Below are 25,985 nucleotides of genomic sequence, written 5' to 3' on the forward strand. Positions count from 1 at the left end.
AGCCGCTGGCCGCGGCCCGGCACCCCCTCCGGTTCGCTACTTGCCGCCGCCGGACCGGAACGCGACCCAGGCGTCGCTCATCCGGTCCGCCTGGCCGGCGGTGAACATGTTCATGCAGGAGTCCTGCGTGTAGTCCATGAAGTTGTGGATCGGGTCCAGCCCGGGGGCGGTGCAGGTGTCCGCACCGACCGGGCAGTTGAACTGCGGCGCGGCCTCCCGGGGAGTGTCCGCCACGTAGTCGCCGGAGGCGGCGCACCCGTGCGCGAAGGTGTGCTCCAGCATCAGCCAGTGCCCGACCTCGTGGGTGAGGGTGTCACCCAGGGCGTACTTGCCCGCGGTGCCGCCCGGCATCGACTCGTCCAGCATCACGACGCCGTCGATGTAGTCCCGGCCGTTGTTGTAGCCCTTCGGGAAGTACGCCCAACCGAGCAGGCCGCCACCGATGTTCGCCGCGTAGACGTTCAGGGTGCGGGCGTCGCCGGTGTACAGCGCCTTCTTCATGTCCCGCTCGTTCTTGCCCGGCTCGACGGTGTACCAGGCGCTGTTCACCGTCCAGGTCGTGTCTACCAGGTCGAACCGGAACGGGGTGTCGGCGGCGTCCGCCGCCGTCTTCCCCGAGTACGAGTCGTTGAGCACGGTCATCTGGTTGGCGATCAGGGTGTTCCACCGGGTCGTCTCCGCCGCCGTCAGCGGGTGGTCGGAGACCATGTGGAAGACCGTGGGGATGGTGACGCTGCCGTTGGGCAGACGCGGCGAATCCTTGATCACGCCGTAGGCGTTCGCCTCGTTCTTGGAGTACAGCTCCGGCTCCTGGGCGGTGGCGCCCTCGGCCACCCGGGCCGCGCTGTTCCCACCGGCACCCGGCTCGCACGCCGCGACACCGGACGAGGGGGCCGCGGGCGCGGCGCCGGCCAGTGCGCCGGGCGCCGCCGGCCGTCAGAACGTCGCGGCGGTGGCGGTCAGGACCGCCAGTTGGAACGTGGATCTTCTGCGCATGTGTGCACCTCGCGCATGGGGATGAGAAGGTTTCGCGCGGCGGGATGGGACAGGGGTCCGCCGCGGGAAGGCCACTGAGCTGGTCGTCCCGGTATTTGAACACGTCGTGGACGGGAACAACAGGTCCCGGGCGAGGACCGCTCGCCGTCGGGTGGGCCACCCGGGACGGCGGCCCTCACCCGATCAGCGACCGGGGTGGCCGGCGCGTTACCCGCCGGTCGAGGGGCGGGCCGCCCGGCCCATCCGGGTCACCGCCTCGGTGAGGATCGCGGGTGAGGTGCCGAAGTTGAGCCGGACGAAGCCGGTCCCGCCGGTGCCGAAGACGTGCCCGGAGCTGAGCGCGACCCGGGCGCGGTCGAGGAACATCTTCGCCGGCCCGGCGAGGTCGGTGACCACGCCCGGCCCGTCGGCCGGCTCGTCGGTGGGGACGCCCAGGCCCGTGCAGTCCAGCCAGGCCAGGTAGGTGCCCTCGGGGCGGTGGTAGCCGACGGTCGGCAGGTGCTCCGCCAGCAGGGTGGCCAGCAGTGTGCGGTTGGCGTCGAGGCCGGTGAGGAGCAGGTCGAGCCACTGCTCGCCGGCGCGGAACGCGGTGGTGTGCGCGAGGACGCCCAGGTGGCTGGGCCCGTGGCCGACCTCCTCCGGCATCCGGTGCAGGTCGGCCACGGCCTGCGGCCCGGCGACCGCGAGCGCCGCCTTGAGGCCGGCGAGGTTCCACGCCTTGGAGGCGGAGGTCAGCGCGAACGCGTCCTCGGCGCCGGGCACCGTCAGGTAGGGGGTGAAGTGCGCCCCGGGCAGCACCAGGGGAGCGTGGATCTCGTCGGAGATCACCCGCAGGCCGTGCCGGGCGGCCAGCTCGGCGACGGCCGCCAGTTCGTCCCGGCGGTGCACGACCCCGGTCGGGTTGTGCGGGTTGCACAGCAGGAACGCCGGCCGGGGGCCGCAGGCCCGGGCCCGACGGAAGGCCTCGTCCAGGGCCGCGTGGTCCATCCGCAGGTCGGCGCCGAGCGGCGCCTCGATCACCTGCCGGCCGGCGTGGCTGACGAAGGCGTAGAACGGCGGGTAGACGGGGGAGCAGACCACCACGGCGTCGCCGGGGTCGGTGACCAGCCGGAGCAGCTCCACGATGCCCATCATCACGTCGGGCACGATCGAGGTGTGCGCGACCCGGAAGTCGTGCCAGCCCCAGCGCCGGGCGGCGAAGTCGCCGAGCGCCTCGGCGTACCCGGTGCCGTGCGGATAGCCGGTGTCACCCAGGTCGATCGCGCGGCGCAGCGCCGCCGCGACCGGCGCGGCGAGGGGTACGTCGAGTTCGGCCACCCAGAGGGGGAGCACGTCGGCCGGATGTGTGCGCCACTTGGCGCTGGTGCGCTGCCGCAGCTCGTCGGGGGTGAGCCGGGTGAGGGGGTTCCGGCCGTCGGAGGGGACGTCTGCCATGCCGCCCACCCTAGGCCGCCACGCCACTCCCGGGTGATTCGAATGCGACATACTCCCACATTCATGTCTTAAACGGCAGGGTGCGGGGGAGGTGGACGCCGGCTGTCGGGGCCACCGAACGCAGAGGAGGGTGGCGCATGTTCCGTCGCATCACCGGAGCCGTCGTACGGGTTCCCGTTGTGCTCGTGGCCGCGTGCGGCCTCGTCCTGGCCGCCGGCGCGTCGGCCGGGGTGCACGCGGTGACCCGGTCCGTCGCGTACGACAGCGGCCCGGACCGGGACGATTCCGGGGAGCGGCGGATCCGCGCCGCCATGGCGGACATGACCCTGGCGGAGAAGGTCGGCCAGATGTTCGTCCTCCAGGCGTACGGCGACACCGCCACCACCACGAACCCCACCGACGTGGCGGCCAACCGGGCGCTCTACGGCAGCGACGTCGGCAACGGGGACCAACTGGTGTCGAAGTACCACCCCGGCGGCATCATCTACTTCAACAACACCAACAACCTGAACAACCCGCAGCAGGTCGCGTTGCTGTCCAACGGGCTGCAGAAGGCGGCGCTGGCCGGCCGCGGCGTGCCGCTGCAGATCAGCACCGACCAGGAGGGTGGCTTCGTCACCCGGATCCCGCCGCCGTCGGCGGTGGCACCGGGCAACATGGCGATCGGCGCGACGTTCGACAGCAGCGTGGCGTACTCGACGGCCGCCGCGACCGGCCGGCAACTGCGGGCGATGGGCATCAACATGGACCACGCGCCGGTGGTGGACGTCAACACCAACCCCCGCAACACCGCCGACGGGACGCGGGCGTTCAGCGACCGGACCTCGATGGTCTCCCGGTTCGGCGCGGCGGCCGTCAGCGGCTACCAGGGCAACGGCGTCGCCGCCACCGCCAAGCACTTCCCCGGGCTGGGCAGCGCGGAGGCCAACCCCGACACCGGGATCGCGGTCGTCAACGAGACCCGCGAGCAGATCATGCGGATCGACATCCCGCCGTTCCGCGCCGCCATCGCCGCCGGGGTGAAGTCGATCATGCCGACCGCGGTGATCGTCCCCGCGTTGGATCCCACCCGGACGCCGGCCATCCTGTCCAGACCCATCATCACCGGCCTGCTCCGCGACACGCTGCACTACGACGGGGTGGTCGTCACCGACGCGCTGCGCGCCGACGCGCTGGCCGGCATCCCGCAGGACCAGGTGATCCTCGGTGCCGTCAACGCCGGCAACGACGAGCTGCTGCTGCCCACCGATCCGCCCGCCGCCATCGCCACGCTCCTCGACGCCGTCCGCGCCGGCACCGTCAGCCGGCAGCGCATCGACCAGTCGGTGTACCGGATCCTGCGGATGAAGGCCGGACTGGGGCTGTTCGACGACCCGTACACCACCAGCGAGGCGGTCGACTCCACCGTCGGCACCCCGGCCGAGCAGCAGGTCATGGCCACCGCCGCGCGCCGCTCGATCACCCTGCTCCGCAACGCGGCCGGTGTGCTCCCGCTGAAGCCGAAGTCCGGCAGTCACGTGCTGGTCACCGGCTGGGGCAGCAACGCCGTACCGTCCCTGGCCACCCAGCTGACCGGCAAGGGGCTGGTCGCCACCCCGATGTGGACCGGGTCGCCGGACCCGCAGACGATCAAGCAGGTGGTGGCGGCGGCCACCGCCAGCGACGTCGTCGTGGTGCTCACCAACAACGCCTGGAACGACGTGACCCAGCAGAACCTGGTCAAGGCGCTGCTGGCCACGAAGACGCCGGTGGTGACCGTCGCCGTCGGCGGGCCGTACGACATCGCCTACTTCCCGGCCGCCCCCACCTACCTGGCGGCGTACGGCTATCGGGACGTCTCCCTCGCCGCGCTGGCGGACGTCCTGGTCGGCGGGGAGCCGACCGGCCGGCTGCCGGTGACCGTCCGGACGCCGGACGGCACCCGGGTCCTCTACCGCTACGGGTCGGGCATCGGCTACCCGAAGACGACCCAGGGCGGTACGCGGTGACCTGCCGGGCGGTGCACGCGACGCCGGCGGGAAGCGCGATGATGGGACGGTGAAGATCCTGTCCATCCAGTCCTCGGTCGCCTACGGCCACGTCGGCAACTCGGCGGCCGTGTTTCCCCTCCAGCGGCTCGGGCACGAGGTCTGGCCCGTCCTGACGGTCCACTTCTCCAACCACACCGGGTACGGCGCGTGGCGGGGGCCGCTGCTGGCCCCCGCCGACGTGGCCGAGGTGATCGCCGGCATCGCCGACCGCGGGGTGCTCGGCACCGCCGACGCCGTGCTCTCCGGCTACCAGGGCGACCCGGCGATGGGCGCGGTCGTCCTCGACGCGGTGGACCAGGTCAAGGCGGCCAACCCGGACGCGGTGTACTGCTGCGACCCGGTGATGGGCGACGTCGGCCGGGGGATGTTCGTCCGGCCGGGCATCCCGGAATATCTGCGGGACACCGTCGTGCCGCGCGCGGACATCATCACCCCGAACCAGTTCGAGCTGGAGTTCCTCGCCGGCCGGACCACCGGCACGCTGCCGGAACTGCTCGCGGCCGTCGACGTGGTACGCGAGACCGGACCACGGCACGTCCTGGTCACCAGCGTGCTGCACGGCGAGCTGCCGGCGGGGTCGCTGGAGGTGGTGGCCGTCTCCGACGAGGGCGCCTGGGCGGTGACCACGCCGCTGCTGCCGATCAGCCCGAACGGCGGCGGCGACGTCACCGCGGCGCTCTATCTGGCGCACCTGTGGAGCACGGGCTCGCCCGCGACGGCGCTGGAACGCACCGTCTCGGCCGTCTTCGCCGTGCTGGAGGCGACCCTCGCGGCGGGCACCCGGGAACTCCAACTGGTCGCGGCCCAGGACGCGATCGCCGCGCCGCCGGCCCGGTTCACCGCCCGTCGACTGCGCTGACCCCCCCCACGGGCCGGCGAGGACGACCGGCCCGCGGGGGACCTCGTCGCCGGCGGGTCAGCCGGTACGCAGCACGACCCGGCCCCGGTTGGCGCGGGCCCTGACCAGCTCGACGGCCTCGCCGATCCGGTCGAGCGGGAAGTCGGTGTGCCGGGGCTCCAGCCGGCCGGCGGCGAGCAGGTCCCACAGCTCGGCCCGGTGCCGCTCGACCACGTCCTGCCGGGACCGGTGGAGCTGACCGATGGTGAACCCGACGACCGACCGGGCACCGTCGAGCAGGGCGCCGACGTCGACACCGCCACCGCCGGCGCTGAACGCGACGAGCCGGCCGAACGGCGCGAGCGCCGCCACCCCGCGCCGCACCAGCTCGCCGCCGACCCCGTCGAGCAGCACGTCAACCGGCTCGCCCCAGGACGGCTCGGCGTACGTCACCACCTCGTCGGCACCGCACCGACGGACGAAGTCGGACTTGTCCGCCGCGCCGACGGCCGCGACCACCCGGGCCGCGCCGAGCGCCCGCGCCAGCTGCACGGCCAGGTGACCGGTGCCGCTGGCCGCTGCGGTCACGAGCACCGACTCACCCGGTGCGAAATGGCCCGCCCGCAGGGTGCTCAGGGCGATCAGACCGCCCCGGACCAGCGCCAGTGCCGTCGCCGCGTCCACCTCGGCAGGGACGCGGCCGACCAGCCGGGGATCGGCGACCACCAGATCGGCGAAGGCGTCGGCGAACACGACGCCACCGACCCGGTCGCCGACCTCGAACCCGGACACGTCGGCACCCCGCCCCACGACCGTGCCGACGACCTCGCCGCCCGGCCGGACCGGCTCGCCGCGTGCGCCGGCCGCCGCCAGCAGCCGGACCAGGGCGACACCGACGCCGGCGGCCTCGACGCGGAGCAGCAGCTGCCCCGGTCCCGGCAGCGGGGGCGGCTCCTCGACGACCTCGGCCGGGCGGCCGGCCGCGAAACAGATCCTGCGCACCACGGAGTCCTTCCGCCGAACATCCCGTCCTCGGCCGGCCCTGCGGCCCGCCACCCGTGAACGCCGTCGACGCTCCACGCAATGGGAGTCTCCGGGCCCGGCGCGGAGTGCGGCAAACGGTTTCTGACCGGTGCGCCTTTAGCACGCCCCCGCAAGCGGCGGGCCGGTCGCGGTGGACAGGCGACCGGGATGCGCCTAGCGTCCGACATCGTCGATCACCCCGGCGAGGCTGACGAGGACGGGACGCGCATGAGCCGACGACAGTTCGTCAACGACCCCGAGCACGTCGTACCGGAGGCGTTGGAGGGTTACGTCCTGGCCCACCCGGGACTGCTGCACCTGCACCCCGACCCGGCGTACGTCACCCGGGCCAAGCCGGCCGGCGACAAGGTGGCGCTGGTGTCCGGCGGCGGCTCCGGGCACGAACCGCTGCACGTCGGGTTCGTCGGCACGGGCATGCTCGACGCCGCCGTCCCCGGTGCGGTCTTCGCCAGCCCCACCGCCCTGCAGGTGGCCGCCGCCACGACCGCGGTGGACACCGGTCGCGGGGTGCTGCACATCGTCAAGAACTACACCGGTGACGTGCTGAACTTCCGGATCGCCGCCGAGATCGCCGCCGACGACGGGATCGAGGTCGAGCAGGTGCTGGTCGACGACGACCTGGCCTCCGAGCGGGCGGACGGCGAGGGCCCCGGCCGGCGCGGCACCGCCGCCGTCGTGGTGGTCGAGAAGCTCTGCGGTGCCCTCGCCGAGCGGGGCGCGACCCTCGCCGACGTCGCGACGTTCGGCCGGACGCTGGTCGGGCAGGCGCGCAGCATGGGTGTCGCGCTGGCCGCCGGCGCGCACCCCGGTGACAGCGAGCCGGCCTGGCTGCTGGCCGCCGACGAGGTCGAGCTGGGCGTCGGCATCCACGGCGAACGCGGGGTCGGCCGCCGCCCCTTCGCCGGCGCCGACGAACTCGCCGCCGACCTGCTCGACCGGCTGGTCGGGGCACTCGGCCTGGCCCGCGGGGACGACGTCCTGGTGGTGGTGAACGGGCTCGGGGCGACCCACGGACTGGAACTCGCGCTCGTGCACCGCGCCGTGCACCACCAGCTCGCCGGCCGGGGCGTCCGGGTGGCCCGCAGCCTGGTCGGGCCGTACGTCACGTCGCTCGACATGGCGGGCCTGTCGATCACCCTCGTCCGCGCGGACGACGAGCGCGTCGCCCTCTGGGACGCGCCGGTCCGCACCCCGGCCCTGACCTGGTGAGAGGACCATCATGACCAGCGACACCATGGACGCCGCCGACGCCCGCGCCTGGATGCAGCGGTTCTTCGCGGCGTTCGACCGGGAACAGCAGGCGCTCACCGACCTCGACCGGCGCTCCGGCGACGGCGACTTCGGCGCGAACCTGCGCTCCGCGCTCGGCCGGGCCCGTACGGCGCTGGAGGACGCGCAGACCGCCACGCCCGGCGACGTGCTGGACGTCGTCTCCACCGCGTTCCTGCACACCGGCGGCACGTCGGGACCCCTGTTCGGCATGTGGTTCCGGCAGCTGGCGAAGGCCACCCGTACGGACGCCGTCGGGGTGGCCGAGCTGGCCCGGGGCTTCGCCGACGGGACCGCCACCGTGCGCCGGCTCGGCGGCGCGAAGCCCGGGGACAAGACGATGGTGGACGCGATGGTGCCGGCCACCGAGGCGCTGTCGGCCGCCACCGGTGGACTCGCGGACGCCCTGGCCGCCGCGGCCGTCGCGGCCCGCGCGGGAGCCGGGTCGACGGCCGACATGCTGGCCAACCGGGGCCGGGCGAGCTATGTCGGTGAGGTCGCCCGCGGGGTCCTCGACCCGGGTGCCGTCGCGGTCGCCCTGCTCGTGGAGAGCCTCCGCGGCTAGCCCGGTACTGGGCAATGTTCTAGTCATCGCTCCGGCCCGACCGGCCCGGCGCGGCCGAGGTTGACAGCCATCGACCCGTGATGGACCCTCCAGCTGCGCCGGCCGGCACCGTGGCCGGCGGACCCGGGCAGTGAGGGATGTGGATGCGCACCATCGACTGGCGGGACGGTCGGATCATCGCGATCGACCAGACCCGGCTACCGCACGAGGTCGAGTTCCTGGAGATCGACACCGTCGAGGACCTGATCGCCGCGATCCGGTCGCTGGCGATCCGGGGCGCGCCCGCGATCGGCGTCGCCGGTGGCCTCGGGGTGGCCCTCGCCGCCCGGCTGCACGCCGATCCCCGCGAGCTGAGCGCGGCCGTCGACGCGATCCGGGCCGCCCGCCCCACCGCCGTCAACCTCGCCTGGGGCGTCGACCGGGTCCGCGCCCGGCTCGACGCCGACGGCCCGGACGCGGCCCGTACCGAGGCGCTGGCGATGCTGGCGGAGGACGCCCGCTGCTGCCGGGAACTCAGCGAGCGGGGCGCCCGCTGGCTGGTCGAGACGGTGGGACCCGAGGTGGCGGTGCAGACCCACTGCAACGCCGGCGCCCTGGCCACCGTCGAGTGGGGCACCGCGCTCGGCGTGGTCCGGTCCCTCCAGGAGCACGGCGCGCTCACCCACGTGTACGCCTCGGAGACCCGCCCGCTGCTGCAGGGCGCCCGGCTGACCGTGTGGGAGCTGGCCCAGATCGGCGTGCCGCACACCCTGGTCGTGGACTCGGCCGCCGCGTCCGTCCTCGCCCAGGGCCTGGTCGACGCGGTCGTGGTGGGCGCGGACCGGATCACCGCCAACGGCGATGTGATCAACAAGGTGGGCACGTACCCGCTGGCGCTGGCGGCGGCCCGGGCCGGGGTGCCGATGGTGGTCGCCGCCCCGGAGTCCACCGTCGACCTGGCCACCCCGTCCGGCCGGGACGTGCACATCGAGGTACGCGACCCCGAGGAGATCACCGCGCTGGGGGCGGTGGCGCTGGCCCCGAAGGGCACCGGCACCCTGAACTACGCGTTCGACGTGACCCCGGCGGACCTGGTCACCGCCATCGTCACCGAACGTCGGGTCATCCTGCCGGCCGCCGGTGGCCGCCCCGACGACCCCACCGACCGGGCCTGACCCGGCCCGACCCTCCCGCGAGGAGCACCCCGATGCGCAACCGCTGGTCCACCGCCGACGCCCCGGACGGCTCCGCCCCGCTGGCCCGACTCGTGTACGCGTCCCGGCTGCTCGGCGCCGACACCGACCTGGTGCTGCACGGCGGGGGGAACACCTCGGTCAAGACGACCGTCACCGATCTCACCGGGGAACCGGTGCCGGTGCTGCACGTCAAGGGCAGCGGCTCCGACCTGGCGACGATGGACGCGTCCGGCTTCACCGCGCTGCGGCTGGACCGGCTGCGGGCGCTGCTGCGGCTGGAGCGGCTCGGCGACAGCGACATGATGAACGAGTTGCGCTGCGCCCGCCTCGACGCGACCGCACCCGACCCGAGCGTGGAGACGCTGCTGCACGCGCTGCTGCCGCACCCGGCGGTGCTGCACAGCCACGCCGACGCGCTGCTCGCCCTCACCAACCAGCCGGACGGCGCCCGGCTCGCCGAGGAGCTGTACGGCGACAGCGTGGTCGTGGTGCCGTACATCATGCCGGGTTTCGACCTGGCCCGGCGCTGCGCGGACCTGTACCCGGCGCGTGCCCACGCCGGGACGGTCGGCATGGTCCTGCTCAACCACGGGCTGTTCACCTTCGGCGCGGACGCCGAGGAGGCCTACCACCGGCACATCGAACTGGTCAGCCGGGCCGAGGAGCGGATGGGGCTGCCCCGGCCCCGGGTCGCGCCCGCCGCGCCCCGGCCGGTGGACCGGACGCGGCTGGCCCGGCTGCGCGGCGAGGTCTCCGCCACGGCGGGTGCCCCGATGCTGCTGCGTCGGCACGAGGACCCGGCGGTGCGGGCGTTCCTGGACCGACCCGACCTCGCGGCGGTCGCCACCCGGGGCCCGGTCACCCCCGACCACGTGCTGCGCACCAAGCGGATCCCGCTGGTCGGCACCGACGTGGCCGGCTACGCCGACGCCTACCGCCGGCACGTCGACCGGCACCGGTCCCGGGCCCGCACCACGCTGACCATGCTCGACCCCGCGCCCCGGGTGATCCTCGACCCGGAGCTGGGGATGCTCACCGCAGGCCGGTCGGCGGCCGAGACCGGGATGGCCCGGGACATCTACCGGCACACCGTCGACGTGATCGAGGCGGCCGAGGCGGTCGGCGGCTACCAGGCGCTGCCCGAGCAGGACATCTTCGACCTGGAGTACTGGGAGCTGGAGCAGGCGAAGCTGCGCCGGGGCGGCCCGGTCAAGGAATTCGCCGGCGAGGTGGCCGTGGTGACCGGGGCCGCCTCGGGCATCGGGCGGGCCTGCGCCGAGGCGCTCCTGGCCCGCGGGGCCTGCGTGGTGGCCCTGGACCGGGACCCGTCGGTCGCCGCGTCCGACGGGCCGGCCCGGCTCGGCCTGACCGTCGACGTCACCGACGGCAAGGCCGTCGACGCCGCCCTGGACGCCGCCGTGGACCGGTTCGGCGGGGTCGACATGGTGGTGGCGGCGGCCGGGATCTTCCCGGCCAGCCGGGCGATCGCCGAGCTGGACCCGGACGAGTGGCGGCGCAGCATGGCGGTGAACGCGGAATCCGTGGCGTACCTCTTCGCCCGGACCCACCCGCTGCTGGCGCTCGCGCCCCGGGGCGGCCGGGTCGTCGTGGTCGCCTCGCGCAACGCCCTGGCCCCCGGGCCCGGCGCGGTCGCCTACTCCGCCTCGAAGGCGGCGGTGACCCAGGTGGCGCGGGTGGCGGCGCTGGAATGGGCGGGCGACGGCATCCGGGTGAACGTGCTGCACCCCGACGCGGTCTTCGACACCGGGCTGTGGAGCGCCGAGGTGCTCGAGGCCCGGGCCCGGCACTACGGGCTGACCGTGGCGGAGTACAAGCGGCGGAACCTGCTCGGTGCCGAGATCACCAGCGCCCGGGTCGGCGAGCTGGCCGCCACCCTCTGCGGGGAGACCTTCGCCGCCACCACCGGCGCGCAGCTCACCGTGGACGGCGGGAACGAGCGGGTGATCTGAGACCTGGTGTGCGTACGGCGGGCGGCACTGGGCAGACTGGGGTGATGCCCCCCGCCGCGCACGCCGCCCGTCGCCGTCGTACCCGTGTCGTCGTCGCAGCGGTCGCGGCCCTCGCCGTGGTGGTCGCGGGCGCGCCTGGGCGCTGCGCGACCGGGGGGACGGCGAGCGCCGCCCACCGGCGCGCACCGCCGTCGACGCGGCCGGGTGCGGGGACGCACGGCCACGGCGGTACGCGAGCTGCGCGGCATGTGGATCACCACGGTGAACAACATCGACTGGCCGAGCCGGCGCGGGTTGCCGGCCGAGGCGGCGCGGGCCGAGTTCCGCGGCTGGCTGGACCTGGCCGTGCGGCGCCACCACAACGCCGTCTTCGTGCACGTGCGGCCCAGTGGGGACGCGCTCTGGCCGTCGGCGTACGCGCCGTGGTCGGAGTGGCTGACCGGCCGGCGCGACGGCCGCGACCCGGGCTGGGACCCGATGGCGTTCATGGTCGCCGAGGCGCACGCCCGCAACCTGGAGTTCCACGCCTGGTTCAACCCGTACCGGGGCGGGCAGCCGGCCACCGTGGGTGGGCCCGGCCCCCGGCTCGACCAGCTCGCGCCGAACCACCCGCTGCGGCAGCACCCCGACTGGGTGGTCACCTATCCCAGCGCCGACAAGCCCGGCAGCCGGCTCTACTTCAACCCCGGCATCCCCGCGGCGCGCACCTTCGTCGAGGACTCGATGCTGGAGGCCGTCACCCGGTACGACGTCGACGGGGTGCACTTCGACGACTTCTTCTACCCGTACCCGGAGGCCGGGCAGGACTTCCCGGACGGCGCGGCGTTCGCCCGGTACGGCCGGCGGTTCGCCGACCGGCACGCCTGGCGACGGGAGAACGTGAACACCCTGGTCCGCGAGATGAGCGAGCGGATCAAGGCGGTCAAGCCGTGGGTGAAGTTCGGCATCAGCCCGTTCGGCATCTGGCGCAACCAGCGCACCGACCGGACCGGTTCGCCGACCGCCGGGCTGCAGAGCTACGACGACATCCATGCCGACACCCGGCTCTGGGTACGCCGGCAGTGGCTCGACTACGTCGTGCCGCAGCTCTACTGGCACATCGGCTTCGGCAAGGCCGACTACGCCAAGCTGCTGCCCTGGTGGGCGGCCACGGTGAAGGGCACCCGGGTGCAGCTCTACATCGGCCAGGCCGACTACCGGGTGGGGGAGCGGGGTGCTTGGCGTGACCCGGCCGAACTGGACCGGCAGCTCACCCTCAACCGCCGGTACGGCGTATCCGGCAGCGTCCACTTCAGCGCCACCCAGGTACGCGCCGACAAGCTCGGTGCGGTCACCCGGTACAGCGGGCACCACTACGCCGGCCCGGCGCTGGTGCCCACGATGGCGCAGCTGCCCGCGGCACCGCCGGCCGCGCCCGCCGTCACCGCCGTACGCGGGGAGCAGGCCGGCACGGTGGCGTTGACCTGGCGCGGGGATGGCGCCACCAGCTTCGCCGTCTACCGGGTGGACGGCGACACGCTCGCCCTCGTCGGCACCGCGCGGGGCACCGGCTGGGTCGACCCCGCCGCCCCGGCCGACCGCCCGCTGACCTACTGCGTGTCCGGCCTGGACCGCAGCGGCAACGAGGGCCGGCTCAGCGCACCCGCGTCCGTCGCCGCACCGCCGCTGTCGCGGTGAGCGGCCCCACGCGCATCCTCGTCTACGGGGTGTACGGCGCCGGCAAGTCGACCCTCGCGGCGCGGCTGGCCGAGCGCCTCGGACTGCCGTGGTATCCGGTCGACGACCTGCTCTGGGAGCCCGGCTGGGTCGAGGTGCCGGTGGACCGGCAGCGCAGCCGGATCGAGGAGATCTGCCGGCGCGACCGCTGGATCATCGACGGGGCGTACCACGGGTGGCGGGACGTGCCGCTGGCCCGCGCCGACCTGGTGGTCGGCCTCGACTTCTCGCGGTGGCGCTCCTTCGGGCGGCTGCTGCGCCGCACCGTCGGACGGCTGGTGACGGGGGAGGAGATCTGCAACGGCAACCGTGAGTCGCTGCGCAGCGTGCTGTCCCGGGACTCGATCCTGCTCTGGCACGTCACCGCGTTCGGCCGGGCCCGGCGACGGATGCGCGCCTGGCAGTGCGACCCGTCCGGGCCGCCGGTGCTGCTGTTCCGGTCCCCGGCGGCCCTGGACCGCTGGCTGGCCGACCTGCCCGGCGGTGCGGATCAGGGCTGACCGGCCCGGCGGCGGACCGTCTCGAGCAGCCGCCGCACGGCGATCCGGTGCCCGCCGGTGCCGATCACGGCCGCCCGGTAGAGCCCGCCGGTCAGGCCGGGGAAGGCGGCAGCCGGGGAAGGTGGAACCCTCGGCCAGCGGCCGGGGCCCGGACGCCGAGGGCACTGCGGAGCCGACCAGGCGGTTGCAGCCGGGCATCCCGGGCTCCAGTATCGCTCCCGACGCGGGGCAGCGCGGTACGGCTGGGCTGGTCCATGATGGCCGGATGACCCGCGCGTACGACCCCGAACGGCGGACGCTGCGCTCGGCCGCGCTCGGCGGCCTGGGCTTCAGCGTGCTCTTCCTCGCCCACCACCTGTTGCAGGGCACCGGGCCGCCAAGCTCGTCGGCGGCCGACGTCGCCGCGTACGACGTCGCCCATTCCGGTGCCCTGCTGGGCAGCGAGGTGGCGCTGGCGTTCGGCCTGCTCGCGTTCATCGGCTTCCTCGCCCCGCTGACGGTGGCGGTCCGGCGGGCCGGGGAGGAGACGCTGGCGGTCGCGCTGCTCGTCGCCGGGGTCCTCTTCCTCGCCCTGGGTTTCGTCTCCACCGCCGCCGAGACCGCGCTGGTCCGAGTGGCCGACAGCGGCCAGCCGGGCGCGGTCGACGCGTTGCAGCAGCTCCAGGGGCGTACGCCGGTCGTCTGGGCCGTCGCGGCCCTGGCGGCCGCGCTCTCGCTCGCGGTCCGGCGCACCGGCCTGCTGTGGCGCGGGCTCGGCACCGCCGGTCTGGTCCTCGCGGTGGTCTTCCTGCTGGCGGGGGTCTCCAGCCTCCTCGGCCGGGAGGTCGAGGGCGGCTATTCCCTCGTCGGCGTGGGCCTGTTCATCGTCTGGATGCTGCTGGTCAGCGCCGGCCTGTGGCGGCGCTCCCCGGCCGCACCGGTCCGGCCCGGCGGCGCTCCCGACTGAGCGCTCAGCGCGACAGTCCGGTGACGACCGCGGCGGGCAGTCCGTCGTGCGGGACCGGGGCGCTCGCCGGGCCGTGCGTCGTCGGTCAGGCGGAGGCGGGGACCTCCACCGTGGACGACTCCACGCCCTCCGGCGCGGTCCGGCGGACGAACGGCCGGTCCAGCGCGGGCCGCTCGTAGCGCTCCACGGCGGGCGGTGCGCTCGCGGGGGCGAGCGCGGCGGCGACCGGCTCGGTGCCCGCCGGCTCGTCCCCGGTCCGCTCGGCGGCCGGCCGGTCCGGCCCGGTCGGGCCGGCGGGCACCCGGTCCCCGGCCGGCCGGCTGCCGACCTGCGGGTACTCGGCGGTCTCCCCGCCACCGGCGGCTGCGGCCATGACGGCCGCGGCGGCCAGGTCGGCCACCCGCTTCGCCTCCCGCTGCACCCGCGCCCGGACCTCCTTGGCGTGCTGCTCGGCGGAGTCACCGGCGCGGCGGGCCTCCTCCAACCGGTTCGTCTCGGCGGCCAGGTCCCGGCGCACCCGCAGCAGCCGCTGCTCCAGCTCGGTGCCCTCCTGCTCGACGGCGGCGGCGTCCTGCTGGAGCCGGGCGAGCTGCTGACCGGCGGTCTCCAGTTGGGTGCGCAGCTCGGTCAGGGCCTCCTGGCGCTGCCGGATCTCCTGCTGCACCGAGGCGAGCTGTTCGGTGTGGGCGGCGGTCTGCTCGTCGGCCCGCTCGCGCACCTCGGTGGCGTATTGCTGGGCCTCGGCCACCAGCGCGGCGATGTCGCGTTCCGCGCCCGCCGCCCGCTCGGCCAGCTCCTGCTCGGCGGCGGACCGCCGTTCCTCCAGCTCGTGCGCCATCGCCGCCTGCCACTGGGCCAGCTCCTGCTGGGCCTTCGCGCGGGTGGCCTGGACCTCCTGCTGGATCTGCGTACGCGCGGCCTTCACCAGCGCCTCCGACGCGGACCGGGCCTGCTCGACCTGCTGGGTGCTCTGCTCGGCGACCCGCTTCGCCTCCTGCTGGGCGCGCTCGTGCGCGGCCTGGCCGTCGGCCCGCAGCTTCTCCGCCAGCTCCCGGATGCCGGTCAGCTCGGCCTGCGCGGCGGCGCGCTGCTCCTCGTGCGTCCGGTCGTGCTCGGTACGCCGGGCGGTCAGCTCCTCGTCCAGCTCCCGCAGCGTCCGGGTGACCTGCTCCTGCGCCGCGACGAGCGTCTTCTCCGCCTGCTCCTGGAGCTCGTCGGCCCGCTGGGTGGCCGCCTCGGTGATCGCCGCCGCCTGCTTCTCGGCCAGGGCGAGGATCTGGTCGACCATCGGACCCAGGTCCCGGAAGGACGCCCGGTCCACCTGTGCCGGACGGTCCCGCAGCTCGGTCACCTCGGCCTGCAGTCCCTGCAGCTGCGCGGTCAGCTCCCGTACCTGCCCGTACGTCCGGTCCCGGTCGAGCGTCACCCGCGCCAGCTCGGCGTCCAGGTGCTCGACGTGGCGGTCCACCTGCCGCTTGTCGTAGCCACGCAGGGCGAACTCGAATCGCGGGTCCTCGCCAGTGGACATGCGCCATCCTCCGTCGGTTCGCCAGCGCCAGGCCGGCGGATGACCGCCCCGCAGGGCATGATGAGGCGCAACGGTACCGCCATCGATGCACGGCTCCGCCGACCACCCCGGCCCTCGACCGTAGGGTGGCCGACGTGCCCGGTCCAGGGGCCGACCGGTCAGACCGGGAAGTACGGGTTGCCGGCGGTGAGCCGCAGGGTGAAGCCGTCCGGGTCACGCTGCAGGGCGACGTGGTTGCAGGACTGGTAGCTGATCCACAACCCCAACCCGCCGGCCGTCTCGGTGGCCGAGGGGAGCAGCCCGGCGAACGGGTCGGTGGGCCCGGGGCCGGCGTCGCGGACGCTCACCACGATCCGGTCCTCGGCGGCCCACAGCGTCATCCGCACCTGCGGCTTGCCGTGCCGCAGCGCGTTCGTCACCGTCTCGCTGACCGCGACGACCAGATCGTCGATGTCCTCGGCCGGCAACTGTCCCCGGTCGGCCGCGTGGACGGCGGCCCGGGCCTGTGCCGGGGTGGGATCGGTCAGCTCCACCATCGGCGCGGTGCGCTGCACCGGGTCCGGCAGCATCGGCCGGGGCTCGGTCAGGTAGCGGCGCGGGTCGGTGTAGACCCCGGTCGGCACGTGGGTGCCGTCCGGGCAGGCCACCCGGGGGTGGGTGCGGGCCACGTCGTCGAGCACCCGGGCCGGGGCGATCCGGGTGTCGTACGCGCACATGCTCCAGAGCGGGAAGTCGTCGTAGGCGTGGTTGATGGCCGCCTCGTAGCGGGCCCACCAGTCCCAGGTGGAGCCGAGGTCGGCGGCCGGCAGCTCACCGACTATCCGGATCTGCTGCGCCCCCTCCGCGACGTACGACGAGAGCAGTTGCCGGTAGGAGCGGATCGCGCCGGTCGGTCGGGCGTACACGTCGCCGCCGGGCAGGAACGTCACCGGCGAGCCGGCGGGCAGGGCCCGGCGGACCAGGTCGCTGTTGCGCTCGCCGAAGCCCACCAGCGCTGGTTCGCCGGCCGCGACGCCGTCGAGCAGGAACGGCACCACGACCGCGAGCAGGTGCTCGTCGGAGTCGAAGAAGATCGCCTCGTGGAAGTAGCCGACGTGTCCGGCGGCTGCGCCTGTCCGCGTCACGCGGCCTCCACCCGCACCTCGGTCAGGCCGAGCAGCTCGACCAGGCGGGCGGCGGCCGACCGGGACGTGCGCAGCACGGCGGTGGCGCCCTGCCGGCGGGCGTGGTCGCGCAGGTGGATCAGGCTGCGGTGGTCGATGTAGTGCAGGTGGCGGGCGTCGACCGTCAGCCGGCCGTCGACCGGGTCGGGGTGGGCCAGGTCGAGCACCTCGGCGAAGAGCGCGTGGTTGGACGGGTCCAGCTCGCCGGCGAGGGCGAAGCCGCCGTCGTCCGGGCCGCCGGCGTGCAGCTGGAACAGCCCGTCGGTGTTCTCCTCGGCGTGCAGGCAGGCCAGTTCGGCGACGGCCTGCTCGCCCAGTTCGCGCCGGTCGTAGGCGCAGATCGCCGACATCGGGCGGCGGTGCATGTAGCGGTCGATCAGGTGCTCGTAACGGAGGAAGGCCCGGCGCTGCGGCAGGGTCCGGACCAGTGAGGTCGCCTCGGCCACCACCCGAAGCCCGGTGTGGCCGGCGGCCAGCGCCTCGTCGGTGGCGGCGGAGTAGGCGCGGACCTGGGCCTCCGGGTCGACCACGTGGCCGTCCGGGTAGGCGGTCCGGATCGGGACGATGCTGACCGAGCCGTCGCGCAGCGCCCCGGTGAGGTCGGGCAACCGCTCCAGCCGTCGGGTCAGGGTCTCCGCGGTGCCGTCCGCGACCAGCCAGACGCGTTCCCCGGCAGCGAGCCCGGCAGCGAGGAACGCGACCGCTCGCCGGTCGAGTTCGGTCGGGTCGTCGTACGTCCAGCAGATGTGCCCGGACCCGCCTGACAGCGTGACGTCGCTGGTCACGCGGGACACCTCATGGCGTCAGTCTATGCCGGTGCGAGGAATCGGCCACCCCGCGCTCCGGCGGGTACCCGTTGCCGGCGGACCGGGCTCCGGCCCGCCGGCAACGGGCCGGAGCCCGGCGGATCAGCCGAGCTGGAGGTTGCGCCAGGCGGTCGACTCCAACGGCGGGTCGCCCAGCTCGAACTCGGCCCAGTTGTTCCAGTAGGCGACCGCGTCCACGTCCGCCTGCTGGCGCAGCCAGGTGACGTGGTCCTTCAACGTCTGCGCCCGGCCCGCCCCGGTGGTGTCCGCGGTGGTCCGCGTCAGGCCGTACTCGGGGACCAGCAGCCGGACCCCCGGGTACGCGGAACGGATCTTGCCGAACGCCGCCCCGAACATCCGCGCCGCCGGCCAGTACGTCGCGGTGTCCCGGGAGTAGCAGTCGACCCCGTAGTGGGTCATCCCCGGATATCCCCAGTCGGTGGGGTTGCCGCCGCCCTCGTCCAGCCAGTAGCGGGTGACGATCGGCCCGTGCCCGAGGACGTACCGCTTCCTCGGGTGGGCGGCGACGATCTGCGACACCCGCGTCGCCGTGGCCCGGTAGGTCGCCGGCGGGACGTCCCCCATCGGCTCGTGGTACCAGGTCAGGTAGACCGGCCGGCTCAGCCCGTCCAGCCATGAGGTGAGCTGCTCGACGTCGTCCTTCCAGGACACGTGCATCACCGCCGAGGGGGCGTCGACGAACTTCCCGGCGTTCACCGGCGGCAACTCCGGCAGGACGTCCGCGTCGCCGCCGTCCGTACCGAAGTCGCGCATGTAGCGCAGGTCGGGGTATTCGGTCACGATCTGCCGGGTCCGGGCGCCCTTCTCGGCGCTCATCCCCACCAGCAGCGGCACGGTCACCGTCGTGGTGGCCGTGGTGGTGTGACCGGCCGCGTCCCGCACCACGGCGGTCAGCGGCACCGTGCCCCGGCCGGCGAGCACGGTGACCGTGAAGCGGGCCGGGTCGGTGCCGGCCGGGGTGATGGTGACGCCGGCCGCGGCGGTGGTGAGCTGCCAGGTCAGCGGCACCGCCAGGTCCACCCGGACCGCGGTGTCCCAGGCGGCTCCGGTGGGGTCGCTCACCCGTCCCGGGAAGGTGAGCAGGCGCGAGTCGGGATGATAGGCGTCGATGACGACGGTGGTGGACCCGCCGGGCAGCAGCACGGACGGTGTCGCGCTGACCGAACGGATGACGGGAGCGGCCATGGTATGCCTCCGATAGGTGGTCCAGGGCCGCCGGACCGGTCCTCGTGGGCCAGCTCCGAGTGCCCTGAGCTGCATGTCCATCAGCCTTCTCGCGCACCGTCACGCTGCCATCACCGGCGCGGACGGCGCGAAAGCGGGCCCACCACCGGACGTGGTGGCGGTCACCGCGGCGGCGTGTGCTGTGCTGTCGGGTGACCATGGACGGGTACGGCGGCGGAGGGGGTGACCGGGTGCACGGACGTCACGTGGAGCGGTCGGCGCCGCCGCCCGTGTCGGCCCCGGCCCGGGAACTCACCGCCCGGCTGACCGGGTCGCTCACCGACCGCTGGTTCACGGCGCTCTACGAGACACCGCTGCTCTTCTCCGGGATCCTCGACGGGACGGGCCGGCTCCTCGACGCCAACCGCGCCTCGGTGGAGGGGTGCGGGCTGGACCGGGCCGGGACGCTCGGTCGGAAGTTCTGGGAGTGCGGCTGGTGGGCGCCCGACCCGGAGCTCGCCGAGCGGCTGCGGGGCTGGTGCGAAAAGGCGGTGCGGACCGGTGAGCCGTTCCGCACGGTGAGCCACTTCTTCCTCGGCGACCGCAGCCGGCGGATGGTGGACCTGGTGCTCAGCCCGGTCCGGGACGACGGCGACCAGCCGTACCTGGTGGCGACCGGGCTGGACGTGACCGACGCGCTGACCGCCCAGCGGGCGCGCGAGGAGCAGGCCGAGGTCGAGGCCGACGCGCTGCGCCGGGTCGCGGCGGCCCGCCACCGGGAGGTCGGCGTCGTGCAGCGCGCCGAGCAGCGCGCCGACGAGCGGCTGCACCGGATGGTGCTGGTGGCGCTGGACCTGCTCAGCGCGGAGACCCTGGAGGACCTGGTCGCCATCATGGTGGACCGGGCCGTGCCGGTGCTCGGCGCCGACGGGGGCGCGGTGGTGGTCCGGGAGGGGAGCGACCGGCTGCGGGTCGTGGTCGGGGAGCGGCTCGGCCCCGAGGTCGAGGCCGCCTACCGCGACCTGCCGTACGACAGTCCGCTGCCGGGCTGCTGGGTGGCCCGGACCGGGGAGGTCGTGCTGCTGCCGCGCCGGGCGACCGGCGTCGCGTTCGCCGCCGAGATGATCGACGTGTACGAGAGCACCGGGCGGGACGCCTGGGCCTTTCTGCCGCTGCGGGTCGGCACCCGGCTGCTCGGCTCGCTCGCCGTGTCCTGGGTCGAGGAGCGCCGGTTCCGCCCCGACGAGATCACCATGCTGGAGGCGTTCGCCGCGCAGTGCGCGCAGGCACTCGACCGGATCCAGCACCTCACCGCCCAGCGGGCCAGCGCGCTCGCCGCGCAGCGGCTCTCCGAGGCGTTGCAGCGCAGCCTGCTCACCTCACCGCCCACCGCCGGCGCCCTGGACATCGCGGTCCGCTACCAGCCGGCGGCGGACGGCGCGCACGTCGGCGGCGACTGGTACGACGCGTTCGGCACCGCCGACGGAGGGACCGTGGTCGTCGTCGGCGACGTCACCGGGCACGACCGGGACGCGGTGGCGGCGATGGGGCAGCTGCGCAACGTGCTGCGTGGCCTGGCGTACGACAGCGCGGACGGGCCGGCGGCGCTGCTCGGCCGGCTGGACCGTGCGCTGCGCGGGCTGGAGGTCCGGGCCCTGGCCACGGCGGTGCTGGCCCGGATCGAGCCGACCCCGCGGGGCTGGTGGTTGCGCTGGTCCAACGCCGGGCATCCGCCGGCCCTGCTGCGCGGCCCGCGGGGCGGGGTGCGGCAGCTCGCCGACCACGACCTGATGCTCGGCGTGCACCCGGGCGGCCCGCGCCGCGAGCAGGGCCTGGAGCTGCTCCCCGGCAGCACCCTGGTGCTCTACACCGACGGTCTGGTGGAGCGCCGGGACGACGTGCTCGACCAGGGCATCGCCGACCTCACCCTGCGGCTGGAACAGATCGGCGACCAGGAGCCGCAGCAGGTCTGTGACCTGCTGCTGGAGGTGGCGCCGCCCGGTCACGAGGACGACATCGCCCTGCTGGTGATGCGTTGCTGCGGCCCGCCGGACGGTCCCTGAACCCGCCGGGGCGCCGGCTCAGGGCAGCGGGTGGCAGATGTCCCGGGCGTGGTCGGTGATGGCCGCGCCGACCACCGTCGCGGTCAACGGCAGCACCTCCAGGCAGCGGCGTACGGCCGCCGCCATCAGCGCGTTCGGCACCCGCATCGACAGCGTGCAGTGCGGCACCCAGCGACCCGGCTGATAGTGCTCGACCAGGGTGATGCCGGCCCGGGCCAGCCGCTGGTGCACCTGCGCGTGGTGGGCCAGCAGCTCGGCGGTGGGGGTGGGGCCGAGCCAGAGCACCCGGCCGACGAACTGCCCGGCGTGCTGGAACTCCAGTCGCAGCGGGGCGGCCACCACCGTGCCGGCGAGGGCCTCGGCCACCCGCTCCGGGTCGAAGCGGTCGGCGACGGCGAGCGAGACGTGCGGGCGGTGCCGCTGGGCCAGCAGCGAGCGCATGCTCTGCACGCCCTCGGACTCCAGGGCGTCCCAGAGCACCCTGATCCGCCGGCTCGCCCGGGTGTCGAGATACAGCTCCAGCGCCGCCACCACATGATCACGTTAGCGGTCCAGGTTTGCCGGGCGGCGGGTGCGGTACAGCCCACCCGGCGGCGACGGTGGAGGAGGGCGGTTCGGATGGACGCGAAGGACCTGTTGACCGAGGCGTACGACCGGTTGCCCGGGTTGGTGGAGGCGGCGGTGCGGGGGCTGACCCCGCAGCAGCTGCGGCAGGTCCCGGCGCCGGGGGCGAACCCGGTGGGCTGGCTGGTCTGGCACCTGACCCGGATCCAGGACCACCACGTCGCCGACCTGCTCGGCGCGGAGCAGGTCTGGGTCTCCGGCGACCGGGCGGGCCGGTTCGGGCTGGCCCCGGACCCGGACGACACCGGGTTCGGGCACGGCCCCGAGCAGATCGTCGCGGTACGGCCGGAGAGCGCCCAGGCGCTGGTCGACTACCACCGCGCGGTGGCCGAGCGGACCGGGGCGTACCTGCGCGGGCTGCGCCCGGTCGACCTGGACCGGGTGGTGGACGAGAACTGGGACCCCCCGGTGACCCTCGGCGTACGGCTGGTCAGCGTGCTGGAGGACGACCTCCAGCACGCCGGGCAGGCCGCCTACGTGCGCGGACTCGTCGAACGGGGCTGACCCGTCGGACCGCCCCGACCCGTCACGCGGACCAGGGCGGCGTGGGCGAGCAGGGCGAACAGCGGCACCACCAGATAGGCCGTGTGGCCCAGGTCGACAGCGCGTGTCCGGTCAACCCCTGCTCCCAGGACTGCCGCTGCATCGCCAGCAGCGCGCGCAGCACCCGCCCGGTGGTGTCGCCCTCCTCGCCGAACATCCCCCCCCGCTCTACCTCGTTCCGGCCGGCTCCACCCAGACACACGAACTACTATTCGTACGTGTACCGGGACGTGGTCGGGGCGCTGGCGACCCGGCACGGCAAGCGGGCCGCCCTCGCGGCCCCGTTGCGCCGTGCGGTCGGCCTGCGGCTGCGGGTGCCCGACGTCGACACCGACGCGCTCGGCACCTTCACCGGGGAGGTGCCCCGGACCGCGCCCGCCGACCAGCTCGTGGTCGCCAAGGCCCGGCTCGGCGCCGCCGCGGCCGGCTGCCCGGTCGGGGTGGCCAGCGAGGGCAGCTTCGGCCCGCACCCGGCCGCCCCGTGGTGCCCCCTCGACGTCGAACACGTCGCCCTGGTCGACGACCGGATCGGGCTGGTGCTGGTGGAGCGGGCGGCCAGCACCGACACCAACCACGCCGAGCTGCTCACCGACGGCGACGACCGGGCCGGGCTGCTCGCCTTCGCCCGGCGCGTCGGGCTGCCCGGGCACGCGCTCACCGTGCTGCCGGCGGTGCCGCCGGCCGGGGCGTACCCGATGGTGAAGGGGATCGTCCGGCTGCCGGTGCTGCTCGCGGCGGTGGCCGACGCGGCGGCGGCGAGCCGCGACGGCCGGGCCCGGGTGGCGGCCGACCTGCGCGCCCACCACAACCCGCGCCGGATGCGGGTGATCGCCGAGGCCGGCCGGCGGCTGGCCCGCCGGCTCGCCACCCCTGCCCGGCCTGTGCCGGCCCCGGCTTCGGGGTGGTCGACACCCGTCCCGGCCTGCCCTGCCGGGCCTGTGGCACGGCCACCGGGCGGGCCGGCGAGCTGGTCCACGGCTGCCCGCGCTGCGACCACCGCGTGGTGGCACCCGCGACTGGCGTCGCCGAGCCGGCCGAGTGCCCCCGCTGCAACCCCTGAGCGGGCCTTCTCACCCGGACCGGGTGAGTTGGGACCACCCCGTGGGCGGGAATCCGGGCCGGGCGGCAGCCACGCGCGGAGGGACGAGGGATGGCCACATCAGCGGGGCACTACCTGGAGCGATCGGTGTCCGGTCGGCACCCGGACCTGCCGGAGACCACCTGCGGCACGGTGCGGTTGGACATCATCGAGGACGGGCAGACCGAGCACTGGTATCTCACCCTCGACCGGCAGCACGTCGAGGTGGACCGGTCCGCCGAGCACGCCGATCTGGTGGTCCGCGCCGACCGGGCGGTCTTCGACCGGCTGGCCACCGGGGAGGACCACATCGGCTCGGCGCTGCTGCGCAACGACGTGACCGTGCAGGGCGACATCCGGCTGCTGATGAGCCTGCGCCGGATCTTCCCCGGCCGGGCCGGGGCACGGCACCCCCGGGACCTCGCCGGCCGCCCGGACGGGCGATCATGAGGCAGGAACGGGTCCACCTCATGGCGGGCAACGCGTTCGTGATGAGCGACGCGACCGGCGACATGCGTCCGGACCCGGCCCTGCCGGTGGGGCTCTTCTCCTTCGACACCCGGTTCCTGGCGCACTGGGTGCTGACCGTCGACGGGCAGCCGCTCAGCGCGCTGTCCCGGGACGACATGACCTATTTCGAGACCCTCTTCTTCCTGGTGCCGGGCACCGCCAGCCACTACATCGACGCCGACGTGTCGGTGCTGCGACACCGGTCGATCGACGACAGCTTCAACGAGCGGATCACCGTGCTCAACCATTCGGCGGAGGCCGCCGAGTTCACCGTCCGGATGGAGATCGGCAGCGACTTCGCGGACACCTCCGAGATCAAGAACCCACGGCCGCGCCGGATCGCCGCGCTGGTCGAGGGGGACCGGCTGCGGCTCTGTTACGAGCGGGGGCGGTTCACCCGGGAGACGACGGTGTTCAGCACCGCCCCGGCGCAGGTCGACCAGGGCGGCATGACGTTCCGGATCACCGTGCCGCCGCGCGGCAGCTGGACGACCGACCTGCACGTGGCGATGAACATCCGTGGCGAGGGCGGGCGGGACCTGCGGGCCAGCCTGGAGACGCACCAGCAGCAGGTCCGCGACGACATGCGCGAGGACCTGCGGCAGTGGCTGGAGCGGGCGCCGACGCTGGTCACCGAGCGGGACTCGCTGGCCGAGGCGTACCGCACCGCGCTGACCGACCTGGCCGCGCTGCGGTACGCGCCGCTGGCGTACACCGACCGGGTGCCGGTGGCCGGCATGCCGTGGGCGATGACCCTCTACGGCCGGGACAGCCTGGTCACCAGCCTGGAGACGCTGGCGTTCACCCCCGAACTCGCCGCGCCCACCCTGCGGCTGCTCGCCAACGGCCAGGGCGGCCGGCTGGACGACGACCACGACGAGGAGCCCGGCAAGATCCTCGCCGAGACGCGGTACGGCGAGGCGGCGGCCTTCGGCGAGGAGCCCACCTCGCTGTACTACGGTGCGGCCGACACCACGCCGCTCTTCGTCGTCCTGCTCGACGAGTACGAGCGGTGGTCCGGCGACACGGCCCTGGTGCGGGAGCTGCGGCACCCGGCCCGGATGGCGCTGGACTGGCTCGACGAGTACGGCGACATCCTCGGCGACGGTTACCTGCGCTACCGGCGCCGCTGTTCGCGCGGGCTGCTCAACCAGGGCTGGAAGAACTCGCCGGACGCGGTCGTGGACCAGTACGGCCGGCAGCCCGGCTTCCCCCGGGCCACCTGTGAGTTGCAGGGCTACGCCTACGACGCGAAGGTCCGGGGCGCCCGGCTGGCCCGCGAGGTCTGGGACGACCCGACGTACGCCGACCGCCTGGAACGGGAGGCGGCGGCGTTGAAGGAGCGGTTCAACCGGGACTTCTGGCTGCCGCACCGCGGCTACTACGCGTTCGCGTTGGAGCCGGACGGTCGACCGGTCGACGCGCTCACCTCCAACATCGGCCACCTGCTGTGGAGCGGGATCGTCCCACCGGAGCGGTCGGCGGAGGTCGCCGGGCACCTGCTGGGGCCGCGGATGTTCTCCGGCTGGGGGGTCCGCACCTTCGCCGACGGGCAGTTGCCGTACAACCCGGTCAGCGCGCACCTGGGCGGCGTCTGGCCGTCGGACAACGCGCTGATCGCGGCGGGGCTGCGCCACTACGGGCACGACGACGAGGCGACCCGGATCGTGGCCGGCATCTTCGCCGCGGCCGAGACGCTGGGCGGCTCGGTGCCCGAGGTGATCGCCGGATATCCGCAGCAGCTCACCCGGTACCCGGTGCAGTTGCCGGCGGCGGGGCGCCCGCAGTCCTGGGCCGCGGGCGCCCTGCTGATGCTGCTCGGCACCACCTTCGGGTTGCGTCCGGTGGGGGAGAACCTGCTGGTGCGCCCCGCCCTGCCGGACGGCTACGGGCGGATCGAGCTGCTCGACATCCCGGGCCGGTGGGGACGTACCGACAGCTATGCCCGCGAGCGCCGGGTCAGCGGCGCGCGGATGCGCTGAGCGGCCCGGTCCGGGCCGGG

Annotated in this window: 23 protein-coding genes and 1 pseudogene; 15 read left to right on the top strand and 9 right to left on the bottom strand. The window is 74.6% G+C overall.

What is annotated here, in order from left to right; translation table 11 throughout:
* Positions 1–36 precede the first annotated feature (36 nt).
* Together MRQ36_RS34025 and MRQ36_RS22310 are read right to left on the bottom strand one after the other, a co-directional pair.
* On the bottom strand, positions 37–834 hold the full coding sequence (locus tag MRQ36_RS34025; protein ID WP_242798326.1) for a zinc metalloprotease: 798 nt from the start codon (positions 832–834) through the stop codon (positions 37–39).
* A 369-nt stretch (positions 835–1,203) separates the two neighbouring features.
* The gene (locus MRQ36_RS22310; protein ID WP_242798328.1) at positions 1,204–2,430 is read right to left on the bottom strand and encodes a MalY/PatB family protein; all 1,227 of its coding nucleotides are present in this window, start codon (positions 2,428–2,430) and stop codon (positions 1,204–1,206) included.
* Positions 2,431–2,567: 137 nt separating this feature from the next.
* Here MRQ36_RS22310 and MRQ36_RS22315 point away from each other — a divergent pair, with 137 nt between their 5' ends.
* Together MRQ36_RS22315 and pdxY are read left to right on the top strand one after the other, a co-directional pair.
* Positions 2,568–4,418 carry a glycoside hydrolase family 3 protein gene (locus MRQ36_RS22315; protein ID WP_242798330.1) on the top strand — a complete coding sequence of 617 codons (1,851 nt, stop codon included), beginning with the start codon at positions 2,568–2,570 and terminating at the stop codon, positions 4,416–4,418.
* 49 nt (positions 4,419–4,467) lie between these two features.
* Positions 4,468–5,319, top strand: coding sequence for a pyridoxal kinase PdxY (pdxY, locus tag MRQ36_RS22320; RefSeq protein ID WP_242798332.1), 852 nt, complete (start codon positions 4,468–4,470; stop codon positions 5,317–5,319).
* 57 nt (positions 5,320–5,376) lie between these two features.
* Here pdxY and MRQ36_RS34030 read toward each other — a convergent pair whose 3' ends face one another.
* Positions 5,377–6,300, bottom strand: coding sequence for a zinc-binding dehydrogenase (locus MRQ36_RS34030; RefSeq protein WP_242798334.1), 924 nt, complete (start codon positions 6,298–6,300; stop codon positions 5,377–5,379).
* 249 nt (positions 6,301–6,549) lie between these two features.
* Between MRQ36_RS34030 and MRQ36_RS22330 the strand changes: the two genes are divergently transcribed.
* The 7 genes from MRQ36_RS22330 to MRQ36_RS22360 all read left to right on the top strand — a co-directional run bounded on the left by MRQ36_RS22330 (position 6,550) and on the right by MRQ36_RS22360 (position 14,483).
* Positions 6,550–7,551 carry a dihydroxyacetone kinase subunit DhaK gene (locus MRQ36_RS22330; protein WP_242798336.1) on the top strand — a complete coding sequence of 334 codons (1,002 nt, stop codon included), beginning with the start codon at positions 6,550–6,552 and terminating at the stop codon, positions 7,549–7,551.
* Positions 7,552–7,561: 10 nt separating this feature from the next.
* Positions 7,562–8,176, top strand: coding sequence for a dihydroxyacetone kinase subunit DhaL (dhaL, locus tag MRQ36_RS22335; RefSeq protein ID WP_242798338.1), 615 nt, complete (start codon positions 7,562–7,564; stop codon positions 8,174–8,176).
* Between the two features lie 143 nt (positions 8,177–8,319).
* Positions 8,320–9,330 carry an S-methyl-5-thioribose-1-phosphate isomerase gene (gene mtnA / locus MRQ36_RS22340; RefSeq protein ID WP_242798340.1) on the top strand — a complete coding sequence of 337 codons (1,011 nt, stop codon included), beginning with the start codon at positions 8,320–8,322 and terminating at the stop codon, positions 9,328–9,330.
* 32 nt (positions 9,331–9,362) lie between these two features.
* The gene (locus tag MRQ36_RS22345) at positions 9,363–11,321 is read left to right on the top strand and encodes a bifunctional aldolase/short-chain dehydrogenase (RefSeq protein ID WP_242798342.1); all 1,959 of its coding nucleotides are present in this window, start codon (positions 9,363–9,365) and stop codon (positions 11,319–11,321) included.
* A 204-nt stretch (positions 11,322–11,525) separates the two neighbouring features.
* Entirely contained in the window at positions 11,526–12,998 is a 1,473-nt protein-coding gene (locus tag MRQ36_RS22350) for a glycoside hydrolase family 10 protein (RefSeq protein ID WP_374250578.1), read from the top strand.
* Complete coding sequence (locus MRQ36_RS22355) at positions 12,995–13,537, top strand: adenylate kinase (protein WP_242798344.1); 543 nt, start codon at positions 12,995–12,997, stop codon at positions 13,535–13,537. Before MRQ36_RS22350 ends, MRQ36_RS22355 begins: the two co-directional genes overlap by 4 nt.
* Positions 13,538–13,802: 265 nt before the next feature.
* On the top strand, positions 13,803–14,483 hold the full coding sequence (locus MRQ36_RS22360) for a hypothetical protein (protein WP_242798346.1): 681 nt from the start codon (positions 13,803–13,805) through the stop codon (positions 14,481–14,483).
* A gap of 85 nt (positions 14,484–14,568) precedes the next feature.
* Here the strand turns inward: MRQ36_RS22360 and MRQ36_RS22365 are convergent, their stop codons facing one another.
* The 4 genes from MRQ36_RS22365 to MRQ36_RS22380 form a co-directional block, all read right to left on the bottom strand.
* Complete coding sequence (locus MRQ36_RS22365; RefSeq protein WP_242798348.1) at positions 14,569–16,011, bottom strand: hypothetical protein; 1,443 nt, start codon at positions 16,009–16,011, stop codon at positions 14,569–14,571.
* A 158-nt stretch (positions 16,012–16,169) separates the two neighbouring features.
* Complete coding sequence (locus MRQ36_RS22370) at positions 16,170–17,135, bottom strand: anti-sigma factor RsbA family regulatory protein (RefSeq protein WP_242798351.1); 966 nt, start codon at positions 17,133–17,135, stop codon at positions 16,170–16,172.
* The gene (locus MRQ36_RS22375) at positions 17,132–17,959 is read right to left on the bottom strand and encodes an MEDS domain-containing protein (protein WP_242798353.1); all 828 of its coding nucleotides are present in this window, start codon (positions 17,957–17,959) and stop codon (positions 17,132–17,134) included. Before MRQ36_RS22375 ends, MRQ36_RS22370 begins: the two co-directional genes overlap by 4 nt.
* A gap of 123 nt (positions 17,960–18,082) precedes the next feature.
* Positions 18,083–19,186, bottom strand: a complete 1,104-nt coding sequence (locus tag MRQ36_RS22380) for a hypothetical protein (RefSeq protein ID WP_242798355.1) — start codon at positions 19,184–19,186, stop codon at positions 18,083–18,085.
* Between the two features lie 230 nt (positions 19,187–19,416).
* Here MRQ36_RS22380 and MRQ36_RS22385 point away from each other — a divergent pair, with 230 nt between their 5' ends.
* A complete protein-coding gene (locus tag MRQ36_RS22385; protein WP_242798357.1) occupies positions 19,417–21,228 on the top strand; it encodes a SpoIIE family protein phosphatase in 1,812 nt (603 codons plus the stop codon).
* 18 nt (positions 21,229–21,246) lie between these two features.
* Here MRQ36_RS22385 and MRQ36_RS22390 read toward each other — a convergent pair whose 3' ends face one another.
* A complete protein-coding gene (locus tag MRQ36_RS22390; RefSeq protein ID WP_242798359.1) occupies positions 21,247–21,762 on the bottom strand; it encodes a 2'-5' RNA ligase family protein in 516 nt (171 codons plus the stop codon).
* Positions 21,763–21,846: 84 nt separating this feature from the next.
* Between MRQ36_RS22390 and MRQ36_RS22395 the strand changes: the two genes are divergently transcribed.
* Positions 21,847–22,356: a DinB family protein gene (locus tag MRQ36_RS22395; RefSeq protein WP_242798361.1), complete on the top strand. Its 510-nt coding sequence runs from the start codon at positions 21,847–21,849 to the stop codon at positions 22,354–22,356.
* A 22-nt stretch (positions 22,357–22,378) separates the two neighbouring features.
* On the opposite strand, the gene MRQ36_RS22400 is transcribed toward MRQ36_RS22395, so the two are convergent.
* On the bottom strand, positions 22,379–22,552 hold the full coding sequence (locus MRQ36_RS22400) for a hypothetical protein (RefSeq protein ID WP_242798362.1): 174 nt from the start codon (positions 22,550–22,552) through the stop codon (positions 22,379–22,381).
* A gap of 283 nt (positions 22,553–22,835) precedes the next feature.
* Between MRQ36_RS22400 and MRQ36_RS34035 the strand changes: the two are divergent.
* The 4 genes and pseudogenes from MRQ36_RS34035 to MRQ36_RS22415 form a co-directional block, all read left to right on the top strand.
* Positions 22,836–23,201: pseudogene (locus MRQ36_RS34035) on the top strand (DUF6671 family protein); the annotation flags it as partial.
* 95 nt (positions 23,202–23,296) lie between these two features.
* Complete coding sequence (locus MRQ36_RS34040; RefSeq protein WP_308194897.1) at positions 23,297–23,455, top strand: hypothetical protein; 159 nt, start codon at positions 23,297–23,299, stop codon at positions 23,453–23,455.
* Between the two features lie 90 nt (positions 23,456–23,545).
* Positions 23,546–23,923: an SCP2 sterol-binding domain-containing protein gene (locus MRQ36_RS22410; protein WP_242798366.1), complete on the top strand. Its 378-nt coding sequence runs from the start codon at positions 23,546–23,548 to the stop codon at positions 23,921–23,923.
* The gene (locus MRQ36_RS22415; protein ID WP_242798368.1) at positions 23,920–25,965 is read left to right on the top strand and encodes a glycogen debranching N-terminal domain-containing protein; all 2,046 of its coding nucleotides are present in this window, start codon (positions 23,920–23,922) and stop codon (positions 25,963–25,965) included. Before MRQ36_RS22410 ends, MRQ36_RS22415 begins: the two co-directional genes overlap by 4 nt.
* The last annotated feature ends 20 nt before the right edge of the window (positions 25,966–25,985 follow it).

The sequence above is a fragment of the Micromonospora sp. R77 genome (genome assembly GCF_022747945.1).
Lineage (GTDB): Bacteria > Actinomycetota > Actinomycetes > Mycobacteriales > Micromonosporaceae > Micromonospora.

Bases quoted from the DNA above. Each gene is read 5' to 3' on its own strand.
- dhaL (WP_242798338.1), top strand. From the start codon at position 7,562: ATGACCAGCGACACCATGGACGCCGCCGACGCCCGCGCCTGGATGCAG.
- mtnA (WP_242798340.1), top strand. From the start codon at position 8,320: ATGCGCACCATCGACTGGCGGGACGGTCGGATCATCGCGATCGACCAG.
- MRQ36_RS22415 (WP_242798368.1), top strand. From the start codon at position 23,920: ATGAGGCAGGAACGGGTCCACCTCATGGCGGGCAACGCGTTCGTGATG.
- MRQ36_RS22400 (WP_242798362.1), bottom strand. From the start codon at position 22,552: ATGTTCGGCGAGGAGGGCGACACCACCGGGCGGGTGCTGCGCGCGCTG.
- MRQ36_RS22345 (WP_242798342.1), top strand. From the start codon at position 9,363: ATGCGCAACCGCTGGTCCACCGCCGACGCCCCGGACGGCTCCGCCCCG.
- MRQ36_RS22315 (WP_242798330.1), top strand. From the start codon at position 2,568: ATGTTCCGTCGCATCACCGGAGCCGTCGTACGGGTTCCCGTTGTGCTC.
- MRQ36_RS22365 (WP_242798348.1), bottom strand. From the start codon at position 16,011: ATGTCCACTGGCGAGGACCCGCGATTCGAGTTCGCCCTGCGTGGCTAC.
- MRQ36_RS22410 (WP_242798366.1), top strand. From the start codon at position 23,546: ATGGCCACATCAGCGGGGCACTACCTGGAGCGATCGGTGTCCGGTCGG.
- MRQ36_RS22330 (WP_242798336.1), top strand. From the start codon at position 6,550: ATGAGCCGACGACAGTTCGTCAACGACCCCGAGCACGTCGTACCGGAG.
- MRQ36_RS22395 (WP_242798361.1), top strand. From the start codon at position 21,847: ATGGACGCGAAGGACCTGTTGACCGAGGCGTACGACCGGTTGCCCGGG.
- MRQ36_RS22310 (WP_242798328.1), bottom strand. From the start codon at position 2,430: ATGGCAGACGTCCCCTCCGACGGCCGGAACCCCCTCACCCGGCTCACC.
- MRQ36_RS22360 (WP_242798346.1), top strand. From the start codon at position 13,803: ATGACCCGCGCGTACGACCCCGAACGGCGGACGCTGCGCTCGGCCGCG.
- MRQ36_RS22380 (WP_242798355.1), bottom strand. From the start codon at position 19,186: ATGGCCGCTCCCGTCATCCGTTCGGTCAGCGCGACACCGTCCGTGCTG.